Origin of the sequence: Xanthobacter autotrophicus, assembly GCF_005871085.1 — a bacterium.
GTDB classification, from domain to species: Bacteria; Pseudomonadota; Alphaproteobacteria; order Rhizobiales; family Xanthobacteraceae; genus Xanthobacter; species Xanthobacter autotrophicus.
Window position 1 is genome coordinate 108,463 of the sequence record NZ_VAUP01000022.1, and the last position, 19,064, is coordinate 127,526.

17 protein-coding genes are annotated in these 19,064 nt (G+C 66.9%); 14 read left to right on the forward strand and 3 right to left on the reverse strand.

Features of this window, described 5'->3' with window-relative positions; all coding sequences use genetic code 11:
* Window positions 1-93: 93 nt before the first annotated feature.
* The 3 genes from FBQ73_RS09365 to FBQ73_RS09375 form a co-directional block, all read right to left on the reverse strand.
* Window positions 94-1,059 (reverse strand): ABC transporter substrate-binding protein, encoded by a 966-nt coding sequence (locus tag FBQ73_RS09365; RefSeq protein WP_246089667.1) that lies wholly within the window; start codon window positions 1,057-1,059, stop codon window positions 94-96.
* 298 nt (window positions 1,060-1,357) lie between these two features.
* Entirely contained in the window at window positions 1,358-2,956 is a 1,599-nt protein-coding gene (locus FBQ73_RS09370) for a DHA2 family efflux MFS transporter permease subunit (RefSeq protein ID WP_138399224.1), read from the reverse strand.
* A 32-nt stretch (window positions 2,957-2,988) separates the two neighbouring features.
* Window positions 2,989-4,209 carry an HlyD family secretion protein gene (locus tag FBQ73_RS09375; protein WP_170218850.1) on the reverse strand — a complete coding sequence of 407 codons (1,221 nt, stop codon included), beginning with the start codon at window positions 4,207-4,209 and terminating at the stop codon, window positions 2,989-2,991.
* A 196-nt stretch (window positions 4,210-4,405) separates the two neighbouring features.
* On the opposite strand from FBQ73_RS09375, the gene FBQ73_RS09380 reads away from it, so the two are divergent.
* The 14 genes from FBQ73_RS09380 (at window position 4,406) to FBQ73_RS09445 (ending at window position 19,039) form a co-directional block, all read left to right on the forward strand.
* Window positions 4,406-5,068 carry a TetR/AcrR family transcriptional regulator gene (locus FBQ73_RS09380; protein ID WP_138399226.1) on the forward strand — a complete coding sequence of 221 codons (663 nt, stop codon included), beginning with the start codon at window positions 4,406-4,408 and terminating at the stop codon, window positions 5,066-5,068.
* 436 nt (window positions 5,069-5,504) lie between these two features.
* Window positions 5,505-7,406, forward strand: coding sequence for a type I secretion system permease/ATPase (locus tag FBQ73_RS09385; protein WP_138399227.1), 1,902 nt, complete (start codon window positions 5,505-5,507; stop codon window positions 7,404-7,406).
* Window positions 7,393-8,808, forward strand: coding sequence for an HlyD family type I secretion periplasmic adaptor subunit (locus FBQ73_RS09390; protein ID WP_170218825.1), 1,416 nt, complete (start codon window positions 7,393-7,395; stop codon window positions 8,806-8,808). Before FBQ73_RS09385 ends, FBQ73_RS09390 begins: the two co-directional genes overlap by 14 nt.
* Before the next feature lie 54 nt (window positions 8,809-8,862).
* On the forward strand, window positions 8,863-9,498 hold the full coding sequence (locus FBQ73_RS09395; protein ID WP_138399229.1) for a glutathione S-transferase family protein: 636 nt from the start codon (window positions 8,863-8,865) through the stop codon (window positions 9,496-9,498).
* A 178-nt stretch (window positions 9,499-9,676) separates the two neighbouring features.
* Window positions 9,677-10,591, forward strand: a complete 915-nt coding sequence (locus FBQ73_RS09400; RefSeq protein WP_138399230.1) for a LysR family transcriptional regulator — start codon at window positions 9,677-9,679, stop codon at window positions 10,589-10,591.
* An 80-nt stretch (window positions 10,592-10,671) separates the two neighbouring features.
* Window positions 10,672-11,694 (forward strand): threonine/serine dehydratase, encoded by a 1,023-nt coding sequence (locus FBQ73_RS09405; RefSeq protein ID WP_138399231.1) that lies wholly within the window; start codon window positions 10,672-10,674, stop codon window positions 11,692-11,694.
* A gap of 36 nt (window positions 11,695-11,730) precedes the next feature.
* A complete protein-coding gene (locus tag FBQ73_RS09410) occupies window positions 11,731-12,798 on the forward strand; it encodes a DUF4392 domain-containing protein (protein WP_138399232.1) in 1,068 nt (355 codons plus the stop codon).
* Between the two features lie 14 nt (window positions 12,799-12,812).
* Window positions 12,813-13,280: a RidA family protein gene (locus tag FBQ73_RS09415; protein ID WP_138399233.1), complete on the forward strand. Its 468-nt coding sequence runs from the start codon at window positions 12,813-12,815 to the stop codon at window positions 13,278-13,280.
* Window positions 13,281-13,470: 190 nt separating this feature from the next.
* Complete coding sequence (locus FBQ73_RS09420) at window positions 13,471-14,319, forward strand: putative hydro-lyase (protein WP_138399665.1); 849 nt, start codon at window positions 13,471-13,473, stop codon at window positions 14,317-14,319.
* A gap of 96 nt (window positions 14,320-14,415) precedes the next feature.
* Window positions 14,416-15,672, forward strand: coding sequence for an ABC transporter substrate-binding protein (locus FBQ73_RS09425; RefSeq protein WP_138399234.1), 1,257 nt, complete (start codon window positions 14,416-14,418; stop codon window positions 15,670-15,672).
* A 50-nt stretch (window positions 15,673-15,722) separates the two neighbouring features.
* Window positions 15,723-16,598, forward strand: a complete 876-nt coding sequence (locus FBQ73_RS09430; RefSeq protein WP_138399235.1) for a branched-chain amino acid ABC transporter permease — start codon at window positions 15,723-15,725, stop codon at window positions 16,596-16,598.
* Between the two features lie 2 nt (window positions 16,599-16,600).
* Window positions 16,601-17,611 (forward strand): branched-chain amino acid ABC transporter permease, encoded by a 1,011-nt coding sequence (locus FBQ73_RS09435; RefSeq protein ID WP_138399236.1) that lies wholly within the window; start codon window positions 16,601-16,603, stop codon window positions 17,609-17,611.
* Window positions 17,608-18,342 carry an ABC transporter ATP-binding protein gene (locus tag FBQ73_RS09440; RefSeq protein WP_138399237.1) on the forward strand — a complete coding sequence of 245 codons (735 nt, stop codon included), beginning with the start codon at window positions 17,608-17,610 and terminating at the stop codon, window positions 18,340-18,342. The genes FBQ73_RS09435 and FBQ73_RS09440 overlap by 4 nt, the downstream gene beginning before the upstream one ends.
* Window positions 18,299-19,039: an ABC transporter ATP-binding protein gene (locus tag FBQ73_RS09445; protein ID WP_392567227.1), complete on the forward strand. Its 741-nt coding sequence runs from the start codon at window positions 18,299-18,301 to the stop codon at window positions 19,037-19,039. The genes FBQ73_RS09440 and FBQ73_RS09445 overlap by 44 nt, the downstream gene beginning before the upstream one ends.
* The last annotated feature ends 25 nt before the right edge of the window (window positions 19,040-19,064 follow it).

Consider the following 19,064-nt stretch of genomic DNA (forward strand, 5'->3'; position numbering starts at 1 on the left):
GATGTTGGGTCGGGTTCGGGACGGCGGGCGCCGAGGGTCAGGCGCCCGCAGTCAAATGCGAAGGCTCAGTTGCCGAGCGTCAGCTACCCAGTGTCAGTTACCCAGCGTCTTGGCGGCGTTGTCCACAAAGACGGTGGTGTAGGTCTTCGACAGGTCGATCTGCTTGCCCTGGACGTTCTTCGAGAAGGCGGCGAGCACCTTCAGCACCGTCTCCGGGCCATCCGCCGGCATGCGGCCATCCGGGGTGAACTGGGCTTTACCCTCGGCGAGGCCCTGAATGTAGAGGTCCTTGTCGCCGACGAGGTAGTCCTTGGGCATCTTCTCGGCGATCTCGGCAGCACTGTGGCTGCCGATGAAGCGCATGGTGCGCACGAAGGCGTTGGCGAGCTTCTGCGCATCCTCGGCATGGCTGTCGAGCCACGATGACTGCACATAGAAGGATGCGGCCGGATAAGGGCCACCGAGGGCCGCCACGGTCTTCTCGGGGGTGCGCATGTCCACCAGGATCTTGGCGACGCCGGTCTTCACCAACTGGCCGATGGTGGGTTCCGTGGTCATGCCGGACTGGATCTGGTCCTGCTTCATGGCCGCGATGAAGGTATTGCCCGCGCCCACCGGCAGCAGCGAGAAGTCACCCGGCTTCAGACCCGCCCGTGCGGCGAGATAGCGGGTGAGGAAGTCCGTGGAGGAACCAAGGCCGGTCACGCCCAGGGTGTGGCCCTTGAAGTCGGCGGGCGACTTGATCTGATCCGCGAACTTCGCCGAGACCATCTGCACTTCGCCCGGCGCCTGGCTGAACTGCACCACGGATTTCAGGAACTTGCCCTTGGCCTGGAGGTCGATGGTGTGGTCGTAGAAGCCCACCACGCCCTGCACGGCGCCTGCGAGCAGCTCATTTTCCGCCTCGACGCCGGCGCGGGTGTTGATCAGCTCGACATCGAGCCCCTCGTCCTTGAAGTAGCCCAGTTCGCGGGTGAGCACGGCCGGCAGATAGATCTGCTTCTCCATGCCGCCGACGATGATGGTGAGCTTTTCCGCGGACGCCGCGCTCGCGGACATGAGGCCGGCGGCGACGATGAACGACCCGGCGACGACGCGCAGGCCGCGTCCCGCACGGCGGAACGGGGAGAAATGGGGCATGGGTCGGCCTTCCCTGAAGGGCGCTTTGCGCGCGCGTTTCCTCGAATGGTGATGCCTTGCGGCATTCTTTTGGTCTTGCGGCCCCCGTTGGCGACAGGGGACCGTGGACCTTCCTAGTCCATCCAAGCTTTCAGCCGGCTTTCATGTCCCTCGGGATTTGAAAGGATGGGAGCGTCTTGCGCCGGCGGGAGATCGCGCCCGGAAGGCATCCGCCCCCTCAATGCCCGCCGCCACCCCCTGCCCCTCCGGGCTTGGGCCGGCGCATGAGCGGGGCGGCCACCACCAAAGCGAGGAACACGAAGGTCAAAAGATAGAACACGTCGGCGAACGACATCACCAGCGCCTCGCGCCGCACCAGCAGCGCCATCTGCTTCAGCGCCGCGTCGGAGGCCAAGGAGCCGAGCCCCTCGAAGGTCTTGGTGAGGCCGTCGATCCGCTCCAGCGCGGCCTGGTTGCCCCATTCCACGCTCTCGTGCAGGCGGGCGAGGTGCAGGTCCCAGCGGTTGTTGAGCACGGTGTTGATGAGGGCGAGCCCCACCGCCCCGCCGAGATTGCGGGTGAGGTTGAACAGGCCCGACGCATTCTTCAGCTGCGCCGGCGGCAGCGTGCCCAGCGACAGGTTGTTGATGGGGATCATGGCCATCATCAACGAGGTGCCGCGCAGCATCTGCGGGATCAGCAGCTCCCAGAAATCCCAGTCCTTGGTGATGAAGGTGATCCACCACGTGCCCAGCGCGAAGCCGGCGAAGGCGGCGCCGATCATGATCCTCGGATCGAGCCGCGTCATCAGCCGCCCGGCGATGGGCGCGCTCACGAACATGAACACGCCGGTGACGAACATGGTCTCGCCGATCTGGAGCGCCGAATAGCCCCGCACCCGGCCAAGATACACCGGGTAGAGATAGGTGAGACCGTAGAGCCCGATGCCCATGACGAAGCTGAAGGCCGAGCCGATGGCGAAGTTGCGGTTCACGAAGGCGCGGATGTCCACCACCGGCTCCTTCGCCATCAGCACACGGGCGAAGAAGGCCATGGCCGAGACGCCGCACACGAGGGCGAAGACCGAGATGTAGGTGTCCTCGAACCAGTCGTTGGTGGGGCCTTCCTCCAGCACGAATTCCAGGCTGCCGAGGAAGCCGGCCATGAACAACAGACCCCACCAGTCGAAGCGGTCCAGAAGGGCGAAATCCGGCTCGTCGAAGTCGATCAGCGTCACCGACGCGATCACCACCAGGATGCCCGGCCCCACGTTCACCAGAAACAGCCAGTGCCAGGAGAACAGGTCGGTGAGATAGCCGCCCACCGTCGGCCCGATGGTCGGCGCCAGCGTCGCCACGAGGCCGATCATGGGCGCCACGATGGGCTGCTTTTCCTTGGGAAACACCGAATAGGCCGCGGCGAACACGGTGGGGATCATGCCACCGCCGAGGAAGCCCTGGAGCGCGCGATAGGCGATCATCTGCTCAATGCTCGTGGCCGTCGCGCACATGAAGCTCATGAGCGTAAACCCCGCCGCCGAGGCCGCGAACAGCCAGCGCGTGGACAGCGCCCGCGACAGGAAGCCCGACAGCGGGATCATCACCACCTCGGCGATGAGGTAGCTGGTCTGCACCCAGGAAATTTCGTCCGAGGAGGCGGCAAGGCCCGCCTGGATCTCGGCCAGCGAGGCGGAGACGATCTGGATGTCCAGGATCGCCATGAACATGCCGAACACCATGCACAGGAAGGCGAACATGCGCCGCCCCTCGACGCCCGGCGCGGCGGCGGGTGCGATGGGCGGGGCGATGGACGTGCCTTGGGTGACGGTGGTGGACATGGTGTTCGCCCTTTGGCCCGAACGGACGCCCCTCAGGAGGCGTCGGCGCGGGTGTCGACCACGGCGGTCACCGACATGCCGGGCCGCAGGTTGCGCCCTTCGAGCGCGCCGGCGTCGAATCCGATGCGCACGGGAACGCGCTGCACGATCTTGGTGAAGTTGCCGGTGGCATTCTCCGGCGGCAGCAGGCTGAACACCGAGCCGGACGCCGGGGAAACGCTCATGACCGTGCCGACGAAATCCCGGTCCGGATAGGCATCCACCCACACCCGGACCCTCTGGCCCTGATGCAGGCGGCCGAGCTGGGTTTCCTTGAAATTGGCGTCCACATAGACGCCGGCCAGCGGCACCACGGCGGCAAGGCGGGTACCGGCCTGCACCAGCTGGCCCACCTGCACCGCGCGGTTGCCCACCACCCCGTCGATGGGCGCACGCACCACGGTGAAATCGAGGTCGCGCTGGGCCTGGTCGCGGCCAGTGCGGTACTGGTCGAGCACGCGCGAGGCCTCGGTGCGCTGGGCCTTGAGCACCGCCACCGCAGCCTCTGCGGAAGCGACGGCGGCCTGTCCCGCAGCCACGTTCGCCTGCGCCTTGTCGCGGTCGGCGCGGGCATTGTCGAGCACCGACTGGCTGGCGAAATGGGAGCTGGCAAGCTTGTTCTGCCGGTCGAATTCAAGCTGCGTGCGCTGCAGGTCCGCCTGGGTGGCCACAAGCTGCGCCCGCGCCTGGGCGACGGCGGCTTCCGCCGCCTTCTCCTGCTCGTCAAAGCGCGACAGCGCGGCCTCCTGAGTGGCGATCTTGTCCTGGGCGGCGCGCAGGGCGAGGGTGTAGTCGCCATCATCGATGCGCGCGATCACGTCGCCGGCCTTGACCCACTGGTTGGCGACAACGTCCACGCTCTTCACGTAGCCGCCCACCTTGGCGGCGAGGATGGAGGTGTCGGCGGCCACATAGGCATCGTCGGTGGAGACCTCGAAGCGGCCCACCTGCCACCAGTGCGTGCCATACCAGCCGCCGCCCGCCGCAAGAGCCACGAGCAGGGCGCCGAAGACATACGACTTCAACGCTCGCTTCTTAGGAGGCGCCGCACCCGCCGGGGCGGAGGCCGGAGCGTCGATGACGGGCGGCGCTCCACCCGGTTTGGCGCCAGGCGCTCCAGCCGGCCGCTTTAGAACCGTCACGCCGACGGCCGGAGACGGTTCAACCTGAGACACCGCGAGCGGAGACGCGTCAGCAGGCGGGGGATATGCCAGCGCTTGAGGGACCGCATCCTCCGCCGCCGTCTCGATCCTGTTGGCCTGTGTCACGGTCGCTCTCCGGCTGGCACGAAGTTAACTGAACGGTTCAGTCTAATTTTATGGCAATTATATTGAACTGAACCGTTCAGTCAATTATTTTGACAGCACGCCCTGAGCCACCTATGCAGGGCCAGTATCAGGAAAGGTCGAGATGAGGCATCCCACCAAGGGCGCCGCGCCGAAAGTCGTGGTGGCGCCCGAACCCGCCGAACCCGAAGCCCGGAAACGTCGCGACATCATCGACGGCGCCAGGCGTGTGTTCCTCGAAAAGGGCTTCGATGGCGCCAGCATGGATGAGATCGCGCGCGCCAGCACGGTCTCCAAGGCTACCATTTATGTTTATTTCTCCAGCAAGGAAGAACTCTTCCAGGCGCTGGTGGAAACCGACCGCCGCAAGGCCGCAGAGGGCCTGTTCGAGTTCGATGCGGACCACGCGGACGCGGAATGCCTGTTGAAGCGCATCGGCCTGTCTTTCATGACCATGATGGTTGAGCCCGATCACATCCGCCTCCTGCGCATGGTCATCGGTGCCGCGGAGAAATTCCCGGCGGTGGGACGTACCTTCTTCGACGCCGGCCCCTGCCACGGCGGTCGCCGGCTTGCCGATCTGCTCGCCCGTCAGACTGCGCTCGGCCGCCTGAAGGTGGATGACTGCGAGACCGCCGCGTTCCAGTTCTTCAACCTGTGCCAGGGCAACCTGGTGAAGGGCCTGCTGTTCGGCACCGGGCAGCAGCCGACTCCCGCCGAGATGGAGCGGACCGTGGCCGATGCGGTGCGCGTCTTCCTTGCGGCGTATGGCAATTTGCGAAATTAGGCCCACACTCCGGGCGTCACCGCATGTTTTATGAAAGATCTACTCGCAAAGGTTGCTAACAAGCGTAAGCATGTGCCAGTAAAGCGTGATTTTCCACCGCCTGCTTCCAATTGCGCCAGTGTACCCCCGGTTTAGGGCTTGATCTGCGACGACGGTAATGCATCGTCATACCGTCGAAACCGGAGGCGTCATCGTCATGACCTCTATCCGCGAGCCTCGGCGTCGCGCGGGGCACCACGCCACCTTTTGTGCACTGCTCCCTTCCGGGGATTTGGGCTTCCTGACGGGAATGGCGCCGTGCCCATGTCCGTGACCGGCCTGGGTCGTCGCCTCGCCGTCACGACAATCTGAATTCAAAGCAGGCCCGCCGCTGCTCGAGCATCGAGCGGCCGGCGCCTGCCGGGTACCGCACCTGGGCCCGCGCCGAGGATTTTTCATGAGCCTTTCGCCCGGCCATCGGGGGCCGTCGCCCGCGCACAAGCCGACAGCGCTCGATCAGGCCTTGCGGGCCATCCGCCCCGCCTTCATAGCCGTGATCGTCTTCAGCTTCTTCATCAACCTGCTGGGCCTCAACGGCTCGATCTACATGATGCAGGTCTACGACCGCGTGCTGTCCAGCCGCAGCATCGAGACACTGATCCTGCTCACACTCATCACCGCCTTCCTCTACATGGTTTGGTCGGCGCTGGAGGCGCTGCGGGCACGGGTGCTGGAACGGGCCGGCTTCGCCTTCGACGCCCAGGTCCACGTGCCGGTGTTCGACGCCATCCAGCGCACCGCGGTGCGCGACCGCAGCTCGGGCCAGACCCAGACCCTGCGCGACCTCGACACGGTCCGCGACTTCTTCGCCGGCCCCGCCCTCACCGCCCTGTGCGACCTGCCGTGGATGCCCATCTACGCCATCTGCGCCACCCTGCTGCATCCCTATTACGGCTATCTGGCGCTGGGCAGCGCCCTGCTTTCCGGTGCCCTCGCCGTGCTCAACAACCGGGCCACCCAGGCCAGCCTTGCCGCCTCGACCCGCTCCAGCATCACCGCCAGCACCCTGGCGACGGCCACTCTGCGCAACGCCGAAGTGCTGCAGGCCATGGGCATGGCCCCCGAGCTACGCCGACGTTGGGGCGCCATGCGCGAGCAGGCGCTGGGCTGGCAGGGTCAGGCCGGTGACCGCAGCTCCATCCTGGTGGCGCTCACCAAGTTCAACCGCGCGCTGGTGCAGAGCGTGGTTCTCGGCCTTGGGGCCTATCTGGCCATCCACAAGGAGATTTCGCCCGGCATGATCATCGCCGGCTCGATCCTCGTGGGGCGCTGCATCCAGCCCATCGAGCTTGCGGTGAGCAACTGGAAGTCAGTGGTGAACGTGCATGCCGCCCATGGGCGCATCCAGCAACTCCTGGCCGGCGCGCCGGAGCCGGGACGGCGGCTGCGCCTGCCCGACCCCCGCGGCGAAATCTCGGTGGAGAATCTGTTCGTGCGCGCCCCCGGCCGCGACGTGCCGGTGCTGCGCAACGTGTCCTTCCGGCTTCCGGCGGGCACCGGGCTCGGCATCGTCGGTCCCACTGCCGCCGGCAAGTCGAGCCTGGCGCGCGCACTGGTGGGGGTATGGCCGGCGGTCTCCGGCTGCGTGCGGCTCGACGGCTCGGAACTCGGCCACTGGGACGAGGACCAGCTCGGCCGATGCATCGGCTATCTGCCGCAGGACGTGGAGCTGTTTTCCGGCACCATCGCCGAGAACATCGCCCGCTTCGGCGAGGCCAACGACGCGGAAGTTGTGGCCGCGGCCCGCCTCGCCGGCGTGCATGACCTGATCCAGCACATGCCACAGGGCTACAATACCCAGATCGGCGAGGGCGGCGTCGCCCTGTCCGGTGGGCAGCGCCAACGCATCGGCCTGGCGCGAGCGGTGTTTGGCCTGCCGGCGTTCATCGTGCTCGACGAACCCAATTCCAGCCTCGATCCTCCCGGCGAGCTGGCCCTCGCCGAGGCGCTCCGGCTGCTCAAGGCGGCCGAGCGCACGGTGGTCATCGTAACCCACCGCCCGGCGGCCCTCAGCCAGTGCGACCTGATCCTGGCGATCGCCGACGGCGCCCCGCAGGCTTTCGGCCCACGCGAGGACATGCTGAAGCGGATGACCGGCGGTCCCCCGCCGACGGGCCAGCCCGGCCAGCCGACGGGCGCAGCCATGGGCCATACCGGGCCGCAGCCTGCACCCCAGGCGCTCCGCCCGCGCCCGCCGCTGGCTAGCGTTCCGCTCGGCGTCGCCCCGGCCGATGCTCCGCCCAACATGCCCCCGGCCCCGCGCCCCCCGGCGATGGAGGATGGCCATGCGGTTTCTTGAAGGCTGGTTCAGTCGCCGCACCGTTCCGGTCGGCCCCGACATGGCCGTGGCCAGCACCACCCGACCCAGCACGCCGCCAGCCGCGACCACCCCGGGCGGCCCCCCGCCGCCCTCGGGCGACTATCACACCATGGTGCGTATCGGCTACGCCGTCATCGCCTTCACCTTCCTGGGGGTCAGCGGCTGGGCGGCGCTGGCGCGGGTGGATAGCGCCGTCATCGCCCCCGGCGTGGTGGGAGTGGAAAGCAAGCGACAGGTGGTGCAGCACCTGGAAGGCGGCATCGTCGCCGAAATCCTGGTGAAGGAAGGCCAGGAGGTGGTGAAGGACCAGGTCCTGTTCCGCCTCGACCCGACCCAGTCCAAGGCCAGCGACGACGCCGCCCTGGCCCAGTTGCGCGCCGCCCTCGCGCTCGAAGCCCGGCTGGTCGCCGAACGGGACGAGCGGGAGCAGATCGCCTTTCCCGATGACCTTCTCGCCAACGCCGGCCAACCGGTTGTGCGCGACGCCATGGCCGACCAGCTTACCCAGTTCCGCGACCGCCGCGCCGCCTTCAAGAGCCAGACCGGCATCCTGGAAAACCGCGCCGAGCAGTCCGGCCACGAGATCGAGGGTCTCGCCCAGGAAAGGCTTTCCGCCGAGCAGCAGCTGATGTTCATCGACGACGAGCTCGATTCCCTGCGCCAGCTGGAGCAGAAGCGGCTGGTGAACAAGTCTCGCGTCTCGCAGATCGAGCGGGAGAAGGCGCGGCTCGAAGGCGTGGTCGGCCGCAACACCGCCGACACCGCCAAGGTGCGCGGCTCCATCGGCGAACTCACCATGCAGGTCTCCCAGCTGCGCCAGCAGCGCGCCGAGGACATCGGCAAGCAATTGCTGGAAGCCCGCCAGCGCATCGCCGAGCTGAACGAGAAGGTGCGGGTGACTGGCAACGTGCTGGGGCGCATCGACATCCGCGCCCCGCGCGGCGGCATGGTGCAGAACATCAATGCCCGTGCCTACACGGTCGGCGCGGTGGCGCGGGCGGGCGATACCCTGCTGGAGATCGTGCCCCTGGACGAACCCCTGGTGGTGGACGCCCAGGTGCCGGTGCAGGACATCGACCGTCTGAAGAAGGACGACGCGGTGGAGGTTCGCTTCCCCGCCTTCCACGATCGCACCACGCCCATGGTCATGGGCAAGCTGAAGTCGGTCTCCCGCGATCGGTTGGTGGACGAGACCACCCACCAGCCCTATTTCCTCGCCCGGGTGGCGGTGGCGGACACTGACATCCCGCCCCAACTCAAGCAGCGCCTCGTGCCCGGCATGAATGCGGAAGTTGCATTCTATGTGGGCGAACGCTCCGTCCTGAGCTATCTGGTGCGGCCGCTCACCGATGCCTTCTCCCGCTCCTTCACCGAGCGCTGAGAAGGGTTGGCGCGGGAGTGACACCCGAACCGGTTTCGGGGCAAGGAGACGGGAATGCTGAAGATCTGGGGCCGGCTGAACTCGGTGAACGTGGAAAAGGTGGTGTGGTGCGCGCGTGAGCTGTCCGTCCCGTTCGAACGCATCGACGCGGGCGGTGTCTTCGGCCTCGTGGATACGCCCGCCTTCCGCGCGCTCAACCCCTTCGGCCGGGTTCCGGTGATCGAGGACGACGGTTTCGTGCTGTGGGAATCCAACGCCATCGTGCGCTATCTGTGCGCCCGCCACGGGCTGGGCACGCTGATGCCGGACGATTTGCGCCTGCGGGCCGATGCCGAACACTGGATGGATTTCCAGCTCAGCGCAGTGGCGCCCGTGCTGTCGCCGGTGTTCCGCGGCCTGGTGCGCACCAAGCCGGACGCCCGCGACATGGCGCTGATCACCCGCGCCTTCGGCGAGCTGAAGGACGCGCTGGCGGTGGCGGACGGGGCGCTGGCGACGCGCACCTATCTCGTGGACGAGCGCTTCACCATGGCCGACATCCCGCTCGCCTGTGCCTGCCATCGCTGGTTCAACCTGCCGCTGGAGGGCACGGCGCTGGAGCGCCCGGATTTCCCCCACCTGCTGGCCTGGTACGAGCGGTTGAAGACCCGCCCCATCGCGGCCGAACTCATGGTGCTGCCGCTCACCTGAGCCGGATGCCTTCGGGGGCCTTTTTGAACCGGCAGGCGGTTGCCCCCTCCCGCTTGACAGGAAGGGGGCCTCGGAAGCCGCAGCGTTTCAGTGCCGCCGGCTCCCCCATTGGTCCCGCAATTGCCAGTGCCCTCCATTGGCCTACAATTATAGCCCCTCCTTAGGCGTACCGCGTTCGATGGTCGATTTCCGCAGCCTTGAAATCTTCTACTGGGTGTCGCAGCTGGAAAGCTTCAGCAAGGCGGCCGAGCGGCTGAACACCACCCAACCCGCCGTTTCCCAGCGCATCGCCGCGCTGGAAACCGAGCTGAGGACCCGCCTGTTCGAGCGCTCCTCGCGCTCCATCAGCCTCACCGAGAAGGGCCGGGTGCTGGTGGATTATGCCGAGCGTTTCCTCCGGCTGCGCGCTGCCATGCTGGAGGCGGTGGCGACCCCCGAGGCCATGCGCGGAGTTGTGCGCCTCGGCGTGTCCGAAACCATCGTGCAGACTTGGCTTTCGCGCTTCATCGAGCGCGCCCACGCGGTCTATCCCAACGTGCTCATCGACATCACCGTGGATGTGACGCCGGTAATGCGCGACGCCCTGGTGAAGCGCGAACTGGACCTTGCCTTCCTGCTCGGCCCGGTGAGCGAGCCCAACATGCACAACCTCGACCTCGGCAGCTATGCCCTGGCATTCGTGGCCGCCAGCGACCTGCCCATCGCCGCCGAACCCCTGTCCCGGCGGGATCTATTGAAGTATCCGCTCATCACCTATCCCAAATCCACCTATCCCTACACCTTTCTGCGCGAGATCCTGAGCATTCCCGAGATCGGATCGCCGCGCCTGTTCAGCAACTCTTCCCTCTCCACCATCATCCGCATGACCGAGGACCATATCGGCATCAGCGTCATTCCACCGGACGTGATCCGCGCGGAGCTGGCCGCCGGCAAGCTCCGCGTGGTCGAAACCGAGGTCAGCTTGCCGGACCTCGCCTTCACCGCCAGCTATCCCATGGCCATGGGCGGCGGCATCGCGGGGCCGCTGGCCGCCCTCGCCGCCGAGGTCGCACGGGAGGACCGGGCGGGATTGATCACCAATAAGGAAGCATGATTAAAGTTCATGCTGGATCATAATTTGAATGCATGCATGGAGCATGGTGACATGAAAGCCTCTTCCGCCGAGGCCTTATCATGTCTTCCAATTCAGCGCTTTCGCCCGCCATTTCCGACACCAAGCAGGTATTCGCCGCCACGATTGCTGACGTAGAGGCAGCGGCGGATCGTATTGCCGGCCAGATCATCCGCACACCGCTATTCGAAAGCGCTGCCATCAGCGCAGCCTGCGGCGCGCGCATTCTCATCAAGCCGGAGATGTTGCAGCATACCGGCTCGTTCAAGTTCCGCGGCGCCTCCAATCGCGTGGCGCTGATGAGCGCCGCCGAGCGCGCAGGCGGCATCGTCGCCTGGTCCTCGGGAAACCACGCCCTCGCCATTTCAGCGGTGGCGGCGCGCCACGGCATAAAGGCCACCATCCTGATGCCCTCCGACGCCCCGCGCGCCAAGATCGAGGGCGCCGAACGGCTGGGCGGCACCGTGCGCCTCTATGACCGTGCCACCGAAGTCCGCGAGGAGATCGGCGCCGAGATCGCCGCCCGGACCGGCGCCGTGATCATCCCGCCTTATGACGATCCCCACGTCATCGCCGGCCAGGGCACGGTGGGCCTGGAACTGGCCGAGCAGGCGGCAGCCCTGGGCGCGCAGCTCGACATGGCTCTGTTCGCCTGTTCCGGCGGCGGCCTCGTGGCGGGCGCCGCCACCGCCCTCAAGGCCCGCTCGCCAGCAACCCTTGTCTATAGCGCCGAGCCCGCCGGCTTCGACGACACCGCCCGCTCGCTCGCCTCCGGCAAGCCGGAGCGCAACGCGCCGGGCGCTACGACGCTCTGCGACGCCCTGATGGTGCCCACCCCCGGCCTGCTCACCTTCCCCATCAACCGCGCGCTGCTCGCGGGCGGCGTGGCCGTGACTGACGACGAGGTGAAGGCTGCCATGCGCCTTGTCTATGAGACGCTGAAGCTGGTGGTGGAGCCCGGCGGCGTCACCCCACTCGCTGCCGTGCTCGCCGGCAAGGTGGACGCCAAGGGCAAGACCGTGGGCGTCATGCTGTCCGGCGGCAATGTGGATCCCGGCACCTACGCCGCCTGCATCGGCGCTTGAACCCTTTCCTCTTGCTTCCAATCTGCAGGGTTCACCATGCTCGCCAAGGACACGGCCCTTTATGCGCGGGTCGCGCGCACCATCGACGACTTCATCTGCCTCGACTTCACCGGCGTCGGTCTCATCGGGCCGATCCGGGCGGCGCTCGCGCGCCGGCAGCCGGGCTTCATCGCCATGGGGGCGGCGGAGATCATCGCCGAGACCCTCACCACGAACAGCGGCCCCGCCCTCATCGCCACCGGCTTTCCCGAGGGCGGCGGCGTGCCGGAGACCGACGGGCCGGTGGGCGCTGCGCTCATCGCCCGCGCCCTGTTCCTGGGCTTCGGGGTGGAGAGCGTCATCGTCATCGACGAGGACTGGGCGGAGATGATGGCCGCCACCTGCCGTGGCGCGGGGCTTGCCCCCCTGCCCTTCCCGTCGGACGGCGTCATCCGGCCCGTCCCGTTCCTGCGCCCGGTCTATATCCGCACCGTGCCGAAAGATGCGGAAGGCTGCCGCACCGTGGCCGACGAGCTTCTGGAGCACACCCGCCCGCAACTGCTCATCGCCATCGAGCGGCCGGGCGCCAATGCCAACGGGCTCTATCACGGCCTCGGAGGCCGCCCGCTGGACGGCATGGTGGGCGATCTCGACTATCTGTTCCGCACCGGAAAGGCCATGGGCCTGCCCTTCATCGGCATCGGCGACGGCGGCAACGAGCTGGGCATGGGCGTGATCGCGCAGGACCTGCCCGCCTTCTCGCCCAAGGCGGCGGACTGCGGCATTCCCGGCCGCGGCGGGGTGGCGGCGGCCACCGCTGCGGGCCATCTGGTGGTGGCCAACATCTCCAACCTGGGGGCGACCGGCCTCGTGGCGGCGCTGTCGGCGCTTTTGGAAAACCCGGTGGTGTTCCACGATCCGGAACTGGAGGTGCGCGCCATCGAGCAGTGCGTGGCCTTCGGCGGCGTGGACGGCATGTTCATGGCGCCTGAGCCGGCGGTGGACGGGCTTTCCGCAAAGGAATGGGAAGGCCTGGTGCGCACCCTGAAGCTCACCGTTGCGCGCACCCTGGGCGACAGCGTCAACTGGAAGGGCGATCGGGGCGACTGGCGTCAGGTGAAGTGAAAGAGGAATCGCACATGACTGTAACGGAAGAAAAGCTCACCGCCCTCGGCCTGACCCTGCCCCAAGCCGGCACCCCGCGCGGCACCTATGTGCCGTTCGTGCGGGTGGGCAACCTCGTCTTCGTCTCGGGGCAGGCGCCGCGCCGAGACGGCACGCTTCTCTATGCCGGAAAGGTGGGCGCCGAGCGCACGCCCGAAGAGGGTTATGAGGCCGCAAAGCTCTGCGCCCTCAACCTCCTCGCTCAGCTCAAGGTGGCTTGCGACGGCGACCTCGACCGTGTGACGCAAGTGGTGCGCGTGGCCGGACTGGTACATTGTGTGGAGACGTTCGAGAGTCATCCCGGCGTGGTCAACGGTGCCTCCGATCTCCTGTGCGCCGTGTTTGGCGAGCGGGGGCGGCATGCCCGCATCGCCAGCGGCGCGTCCTCCCTGCCCAGCGGAATGACGGTGGAGGTGGAAGCCTGTTTCGCCATCGAAGCGTGACCGCAGCTCACTCATAAGCCTGGCTTATCCAAAACAATCTTGAATCATCATTGGACCTTGTGCGTCCTTCGTCCAAATATTGCTCATAGATCGAGCGCGCTCATTCCATGGGCAAGCCACCATCCGCGCGGACGCACTCGATGCCAGATCAGCCCGAATCGCTGCGGCGATGAACATGATGAGCAGCACCATGGCCAACACCAGCACAGCGAGCCTCCGCACTGCCACGCGCTCGACGCCCCAGCCGGACGCCTATGCCGCCTACCAGACCCCGCTCGCGGTGCGGCTGGCCTGCCGAAGCGGTGCCCTTACCGGCCCCACCGCCGGCATGGCGCCGGGTTATGTGCAGGGCAACCTCGCCATTCTGCCCAAGGATCTGGCAGAGGAATTCCTGCGCTTCTGCCATTTCAATCCGCGCCCCTGCCCGGTCATCGGCATGTCGGAGCCGGGCAGCTTCAAGGTGCCCACGCTGGGCGAGGACCTGGACATCCGCACCGACTTCCCCGGCTACCGGGTGTGGCAGGACGGCGAGGTCATCGCCGACACCGCCGACGTGACGGACTATTGGCGCGATGATCTGGTCGCCTTCGTCATCGGCTGCTCCCTGTCCTTCGAGGAAGCGCTGATGGCCGAGGCCATTCCGCTGCGCCACGTGGAACGCAACGTGCGGGTGCCTATGTTCCGCACCAATGTGCAGTGCGTTCCGGCGGGCCGTTTTTCGGGACGGATGGTGATGTCCATGCGGCCGCTGGTGCCGGCCCACGCCATCCGCGCCATCCAGATCACCACGCGCTTTCCCGCCGTGCACGGCGCGCCGGTGCATGTGGGCCTGCCTGAGCTCATCGGCATCAAGGACCTGATGCAGCCCGACTACGGCGACGCGGTGGAGGTGCTCGACAACGAGTTGCCCGTGTTCTGGGCTTGCGGCGTCACCCCGCAGTCGGTGATCGCCGAGGCGCGCCCGTCCTTCGCCATTACCCACGCGCCCGGCTGCATGCTGGTCACCGACCGGCGCAATACCGAATTCGCGATCCTTTGATCATTCCCGGGCGGCAACGCTCGGACTGACGCCGAAAACGGCGCAGACTGCAACCAATACCTGTCCAGCCATCCTGACCTTCAGAGGGGACCACACATGAACCGCAGAGAGCTTCTTCTCGCCGCTTCCGCCCTGCCGCTCGTCGGCCTCACCGGCGCCGCTTCCCGTGCCTTCGCCCAGGGCGCGCCGGAAGTGGTCATCGGTGTGCTTTACGCCATGTCCGGCCCGAGCGCCCAGGTGGGCATCGATGCCCGCCACGCCTTTGAGACCGCCGCCGAAATCATCAACGGCTCGTTCGACTTCGACATGCCCACCGCCAAGGCCGCCGGCCTTGCGGGCCTCGGCGGCGCCAAGGTGCGCCTCGTCTATGCCGACCACCAGGCCGACCCGCAGAAGGGCCGCGCCGAGGCCGAGCGCCTCATCACGCAGGATAAGGTCGCCGCCCTCATCGGCTGCTACCAGTCGGCGGTGTCCTCCACCGTCTCGGCGGTGGCCGAGCGCTATGGAGTGCCCTTCCTGTGCGCCGACAGCTCCTCCCCCAGCCTGCAGCGCAAGAAGCTGAAATTCTTCTTCCGCCCTGCCGCGCAGGACGAGATGTTCTCCGCCGCCATGTTCGACTTCTTCGACGACCAGAAGAAGAAGGGCAAGAAAATCGACAGCGTCGGCCTGTTCTACGAGGACACCATCTTCGGCGTGGATTCGTCCAATGTGCAGCGCAAGCTGGCCAACGAGCGCGGCTACAAGATCGCCGCCGACATCAAGTACAAGTCCAACTCGCCCTCGCTCTCCGCGGAGGTCCAGCAGCTGAAAAGCGCCGATCCGGACGTGCTGATGCCGTCCACCTACACCACCGACGCCATCCTGCTGGTGAAGACCATGGCAGAGCTCGGCTACAAGCCGAAGAACCTCGTCGCCCAGGCCTCTGGCTTCTCCGAGCAGGTGACCTTCGACGCTGTGGGCGACAAGCTCGTCGGCGCCATCTCCCGCGCCTCCTTCTCGCTGGATCTGGCCGCCAAGCGCCCGTTCATCGGCAAGGTGAACGAGATGTACAAGGCCCGCTCCTCGCGCGACCTCAACGACAATTCGTCCCGCGAGCTGATGGGCCTCGTCATTCTCGCCGACGCCATCGACCGGGCCAAGTCCACCGACGGCACCAAGATCCGCGACGCACTGGTGGCCACCGACATTCCCGGCACCCGCACCATCATGCCCTGGGCGCGCGTGCACTTTAACGACGAAGGCCAGAACCCCGACGCAAGCCCGGTTCTGCTGCAGTACACCGGCAGCAAGTTCGTCACCATCTTCCCCGGCGACGTGGCCATCGCCGCGCCCATCTGGCCCATGAACGGCTGAAGCCAAAGCTCCCAGGCAAACGGCTGAAGCAACGGCTGGAAGGACACACAATGACCGCGCAAGCGCTGATCCAGGTGCTTGCGAGCGGCCTGCTGATGGGGCTCATCTATGCCCTGATCGCAGTCGGCCTCTCGCTCATCTTCGGGCTCATGGATGTGGTGAACTTCGCCCACGGCGAATTCCTCATGATCGCCATGTACGCCACCTTCGGGCTCGTCCTGTGGACGACGCTCGACCCCATCGTGGTCGCACCGTTCGTGGTGGGCCTCATGTTCTGCGCAGGCGCGTTCGTCTATGTCGCCGTGGTGCGCTATGCCATGCGCACCAAGGCGAATGCCGGCATGGTGCAGATCTTCTCCACCTTCGGCCTCGCCATCCTGATCCAGGGTGGCGCGCAGTATTTCTTCACGCCCGACTACCGCTCCATCAAGACCTCGTGGCTCGGCGGGCACACGCTGGACCTCTTCGGCATCTTCCTGCCGTGGCCGCAGATCTATGGCGGTCTCATCTCCATCGCGGCATTCGCCGCCCTCTCCCTGATCTCGCGGACCGACTTCGGCAAGGCGCTGGAAGCCACCCGTGAGGACCAGGGCGCGGTGGCTCTCGTAGGCATCGACCGCAACAAGGTGTTCGCCATTGGCTGGGGCCTTGGCGCTGCTCTCGTCGGCCTCGCCGGCACGGTGCTCGCGATCTTCTATTACATCCACCCCCAGGTGGGCGCGACCTTCGGCACCATCGCCTATGTGACGGTGGCGCTGGGCGGCTTCGGCAGCGTGTTCGGCGCGCTGGTGGCCGGCATCATCGTGGGCCTGGTGGAGGCCATCACCGCCCTCATCCTGCCACCGACCATGAAGGCCGTCGGCATCTTCGCCCTCTATCTCGCCGTGGTGTTCTTCCGCCCGAGCGGCCTGTTCGGAAAGCTGTGAAGATGACCGACAGCACCCTCACCTCCCTCAAGCTGCGCGGCGATGCCTTCATCGCCAAACGCCGGCGCCAGCTCGTCGTCGCGGCCCTTGTGTTTGCCGCCGTGGCCTGCCTGCCGCTCGGCATCCGGGACGTCTATCTCCAGAACGTCCTCATCCTCACCCTGCTCTATGCGGCGGTGTCGCAGAGCTGGAACGTCCTGGGCGGCTATTGCGGCCAGATCTCGCTGGGCCATGCCCTCTACTTCGGCATCGGCGCCTATGCGGCGTCCGTGCTCTACGTGAACTACGACATCGTGCCCTGGTTCGGCATGGTGGTGGGCGGCGTGCTCTCGGCGGTGCTGGCGGTGGGCCTCGGCTTCATGACCTTTCGGCTGAAGGGGCACTACTTCGCCATCGCCACCCTGGTGATCGCGGAAATCGGCCTGGTCCTGGTCCACAATTGGGACTTTGTCGGCGGCGCCCTTGGCATCCAGTGGCCGTTCGGCCAGGACAGCATCTGGACCCTCCAGTTCGCCCGGGACAAGGTGCCCTATTTCTACTTCGCCCTCGGTCTTCTGGTGGTGGTGTGGCTCGTCACCTACTTCATCGAGAATTCCCGCTGGGGCTTCTGGTGGCGCGCGGTGAAGGACGATCCGGAGGCGGCCGAAAGCCTCGGCGTGGAAGTGTTCCGTTCCAAGCTTGCGGCGGCGGCGGTCTCGGCCTTCTTCACCGCGGTGGGCGGCGGCTTCTATGCGGCCTTCGTCTCGTACATCGACCCCGAGAGCGTGATGAGCTTCCGCTTCTCGCTGCTGTTCGCCCTGCCGGCGGTGCTCGGCGGCATCGGCACCCTGTGGGGCGCCCCGCTCGGCGCGGCCATCCTCATCCCCCTCACCGAGATCACCCGCTCCTATCTCGGCGGGTCGGGCTCCGGCCTCGACCTCATCATCTACGGCGCGCTGATCATGGTGGTGGCGCTGGCCAAGCCCGAGGGCCTGCTCAGCCTCTTCACCCGCAAGTCGGGAGGCAAGGCATGACGTCTGATATCCTGCTTGAGACGCGCGGCGTCACCCAGCGCTTCGGCGGCCTGGTGGCCAACTCGGACGTCTCCATCTCCATCAAGCGCGGCGAGATCCTGGGGCTCATCGGCCCCAACGGGGCTGGCAAGTCCACCCTGTTCGCGGCCATCTCCGGGGCGCGGGTGCCCACCTCCGGCTCGATCCTGTTCGAGGGCGTGGACATCACCCAGATGCCGGCGGCCGAGCGCTGCCGGCTGGGCATCGCCCGCACCTTTCAGGTGCCGCGCTCCTTCGATTCCATGAGCGTGGCCGAGAATGTGATGATCGGCGCCTTCGTCCGCCACGCCAACTCCACCCGCGCCCGTGCCGCCGCGCTGGAGGTGCTGGACTATGTGGGCCTCGACGGCCGCGCGGATGCCACCGCCGGCCAGCTCACCCCGCCGGAGAAGCGCCGGCTGGAGGTGGCCCGCGCCATCGCCACCGAGCCCAAGCTGCTGCTGCTGGACGAGGTGCTCACCGGCCTCACGCCCTCCGAGGCACGCCTCGGCATGGATCTGGTGCGCAAGGTGCGCGCCCGCGGCATCACCGTGGTGATGGTGGAGCACGTGATGGAAATCGTCATGCAGCTGGTGGACCGGGCCATCGTGCTCAACCTCGGCAAGCTCCTCGCCGAGGGTAGCCCCGCCGAGATCGTCCGCAACGAGGATGTCATCACCGCCTATCTCGGGGATCGCCACCGTGCTGCTTGATGTGAAATCCCTGACCACGGCCTATGACGGCCTCATCGCCATCTCCGATATCTCGGTCGGGGTAAAGGCGGGCGAGATCGTGGTGGTGGCCGGCGCCAATGGCGCGGGCAAGTCCACCTTGCTGAAATCCATCGCCGGCATGGAACGCCCCAAGAGCGGCACCGTGACCTTCGCCGGCGATCGCATCGACGGCATGGCCGGCCACCTCATCACCGCGCGGGGCATCGCCTACGTGCCGGAGGCCAAGCGCCTGTTCCCGCGCCTGACGGTGGCGGACAATCTGCGCCTCGGCAGCTATCTGCACGCCGACAAGGCCGACCGCGAGGCGCCGCTGGAACAGGTCTTCGCCCTGTTTCCGCGGCTGAAGGAGCGCCTGCCCCAGAAGGCGGCGACGCTCTCGGGCGGCGAGCAACAGATGCTCGCCATCGGCCGCGCGCTGATGACCCGGCCGCGCCTGTTGATGCTCGACGAGCCGTCCCAGGGCATTATGCCCAAGCTCGTGGACGAGATCTTCGACGCGGTGAAGACCATCCGCGACACCGGCGTCACCATCCTTCTGGTGGAGCAGCGGCTGGTGGAGAGCCTGGAGATTGCCGACCGCGCCTATGTGCTGCAGACCGGCCGCGTCATTCTCGAAGGCTCCGCCGCCGAGGTGCGCGAAAATCCGGACGTGCGGCGAGCTTATCTGGGCATCTGAACCGGATTCTCACGGCGGAGCCGAA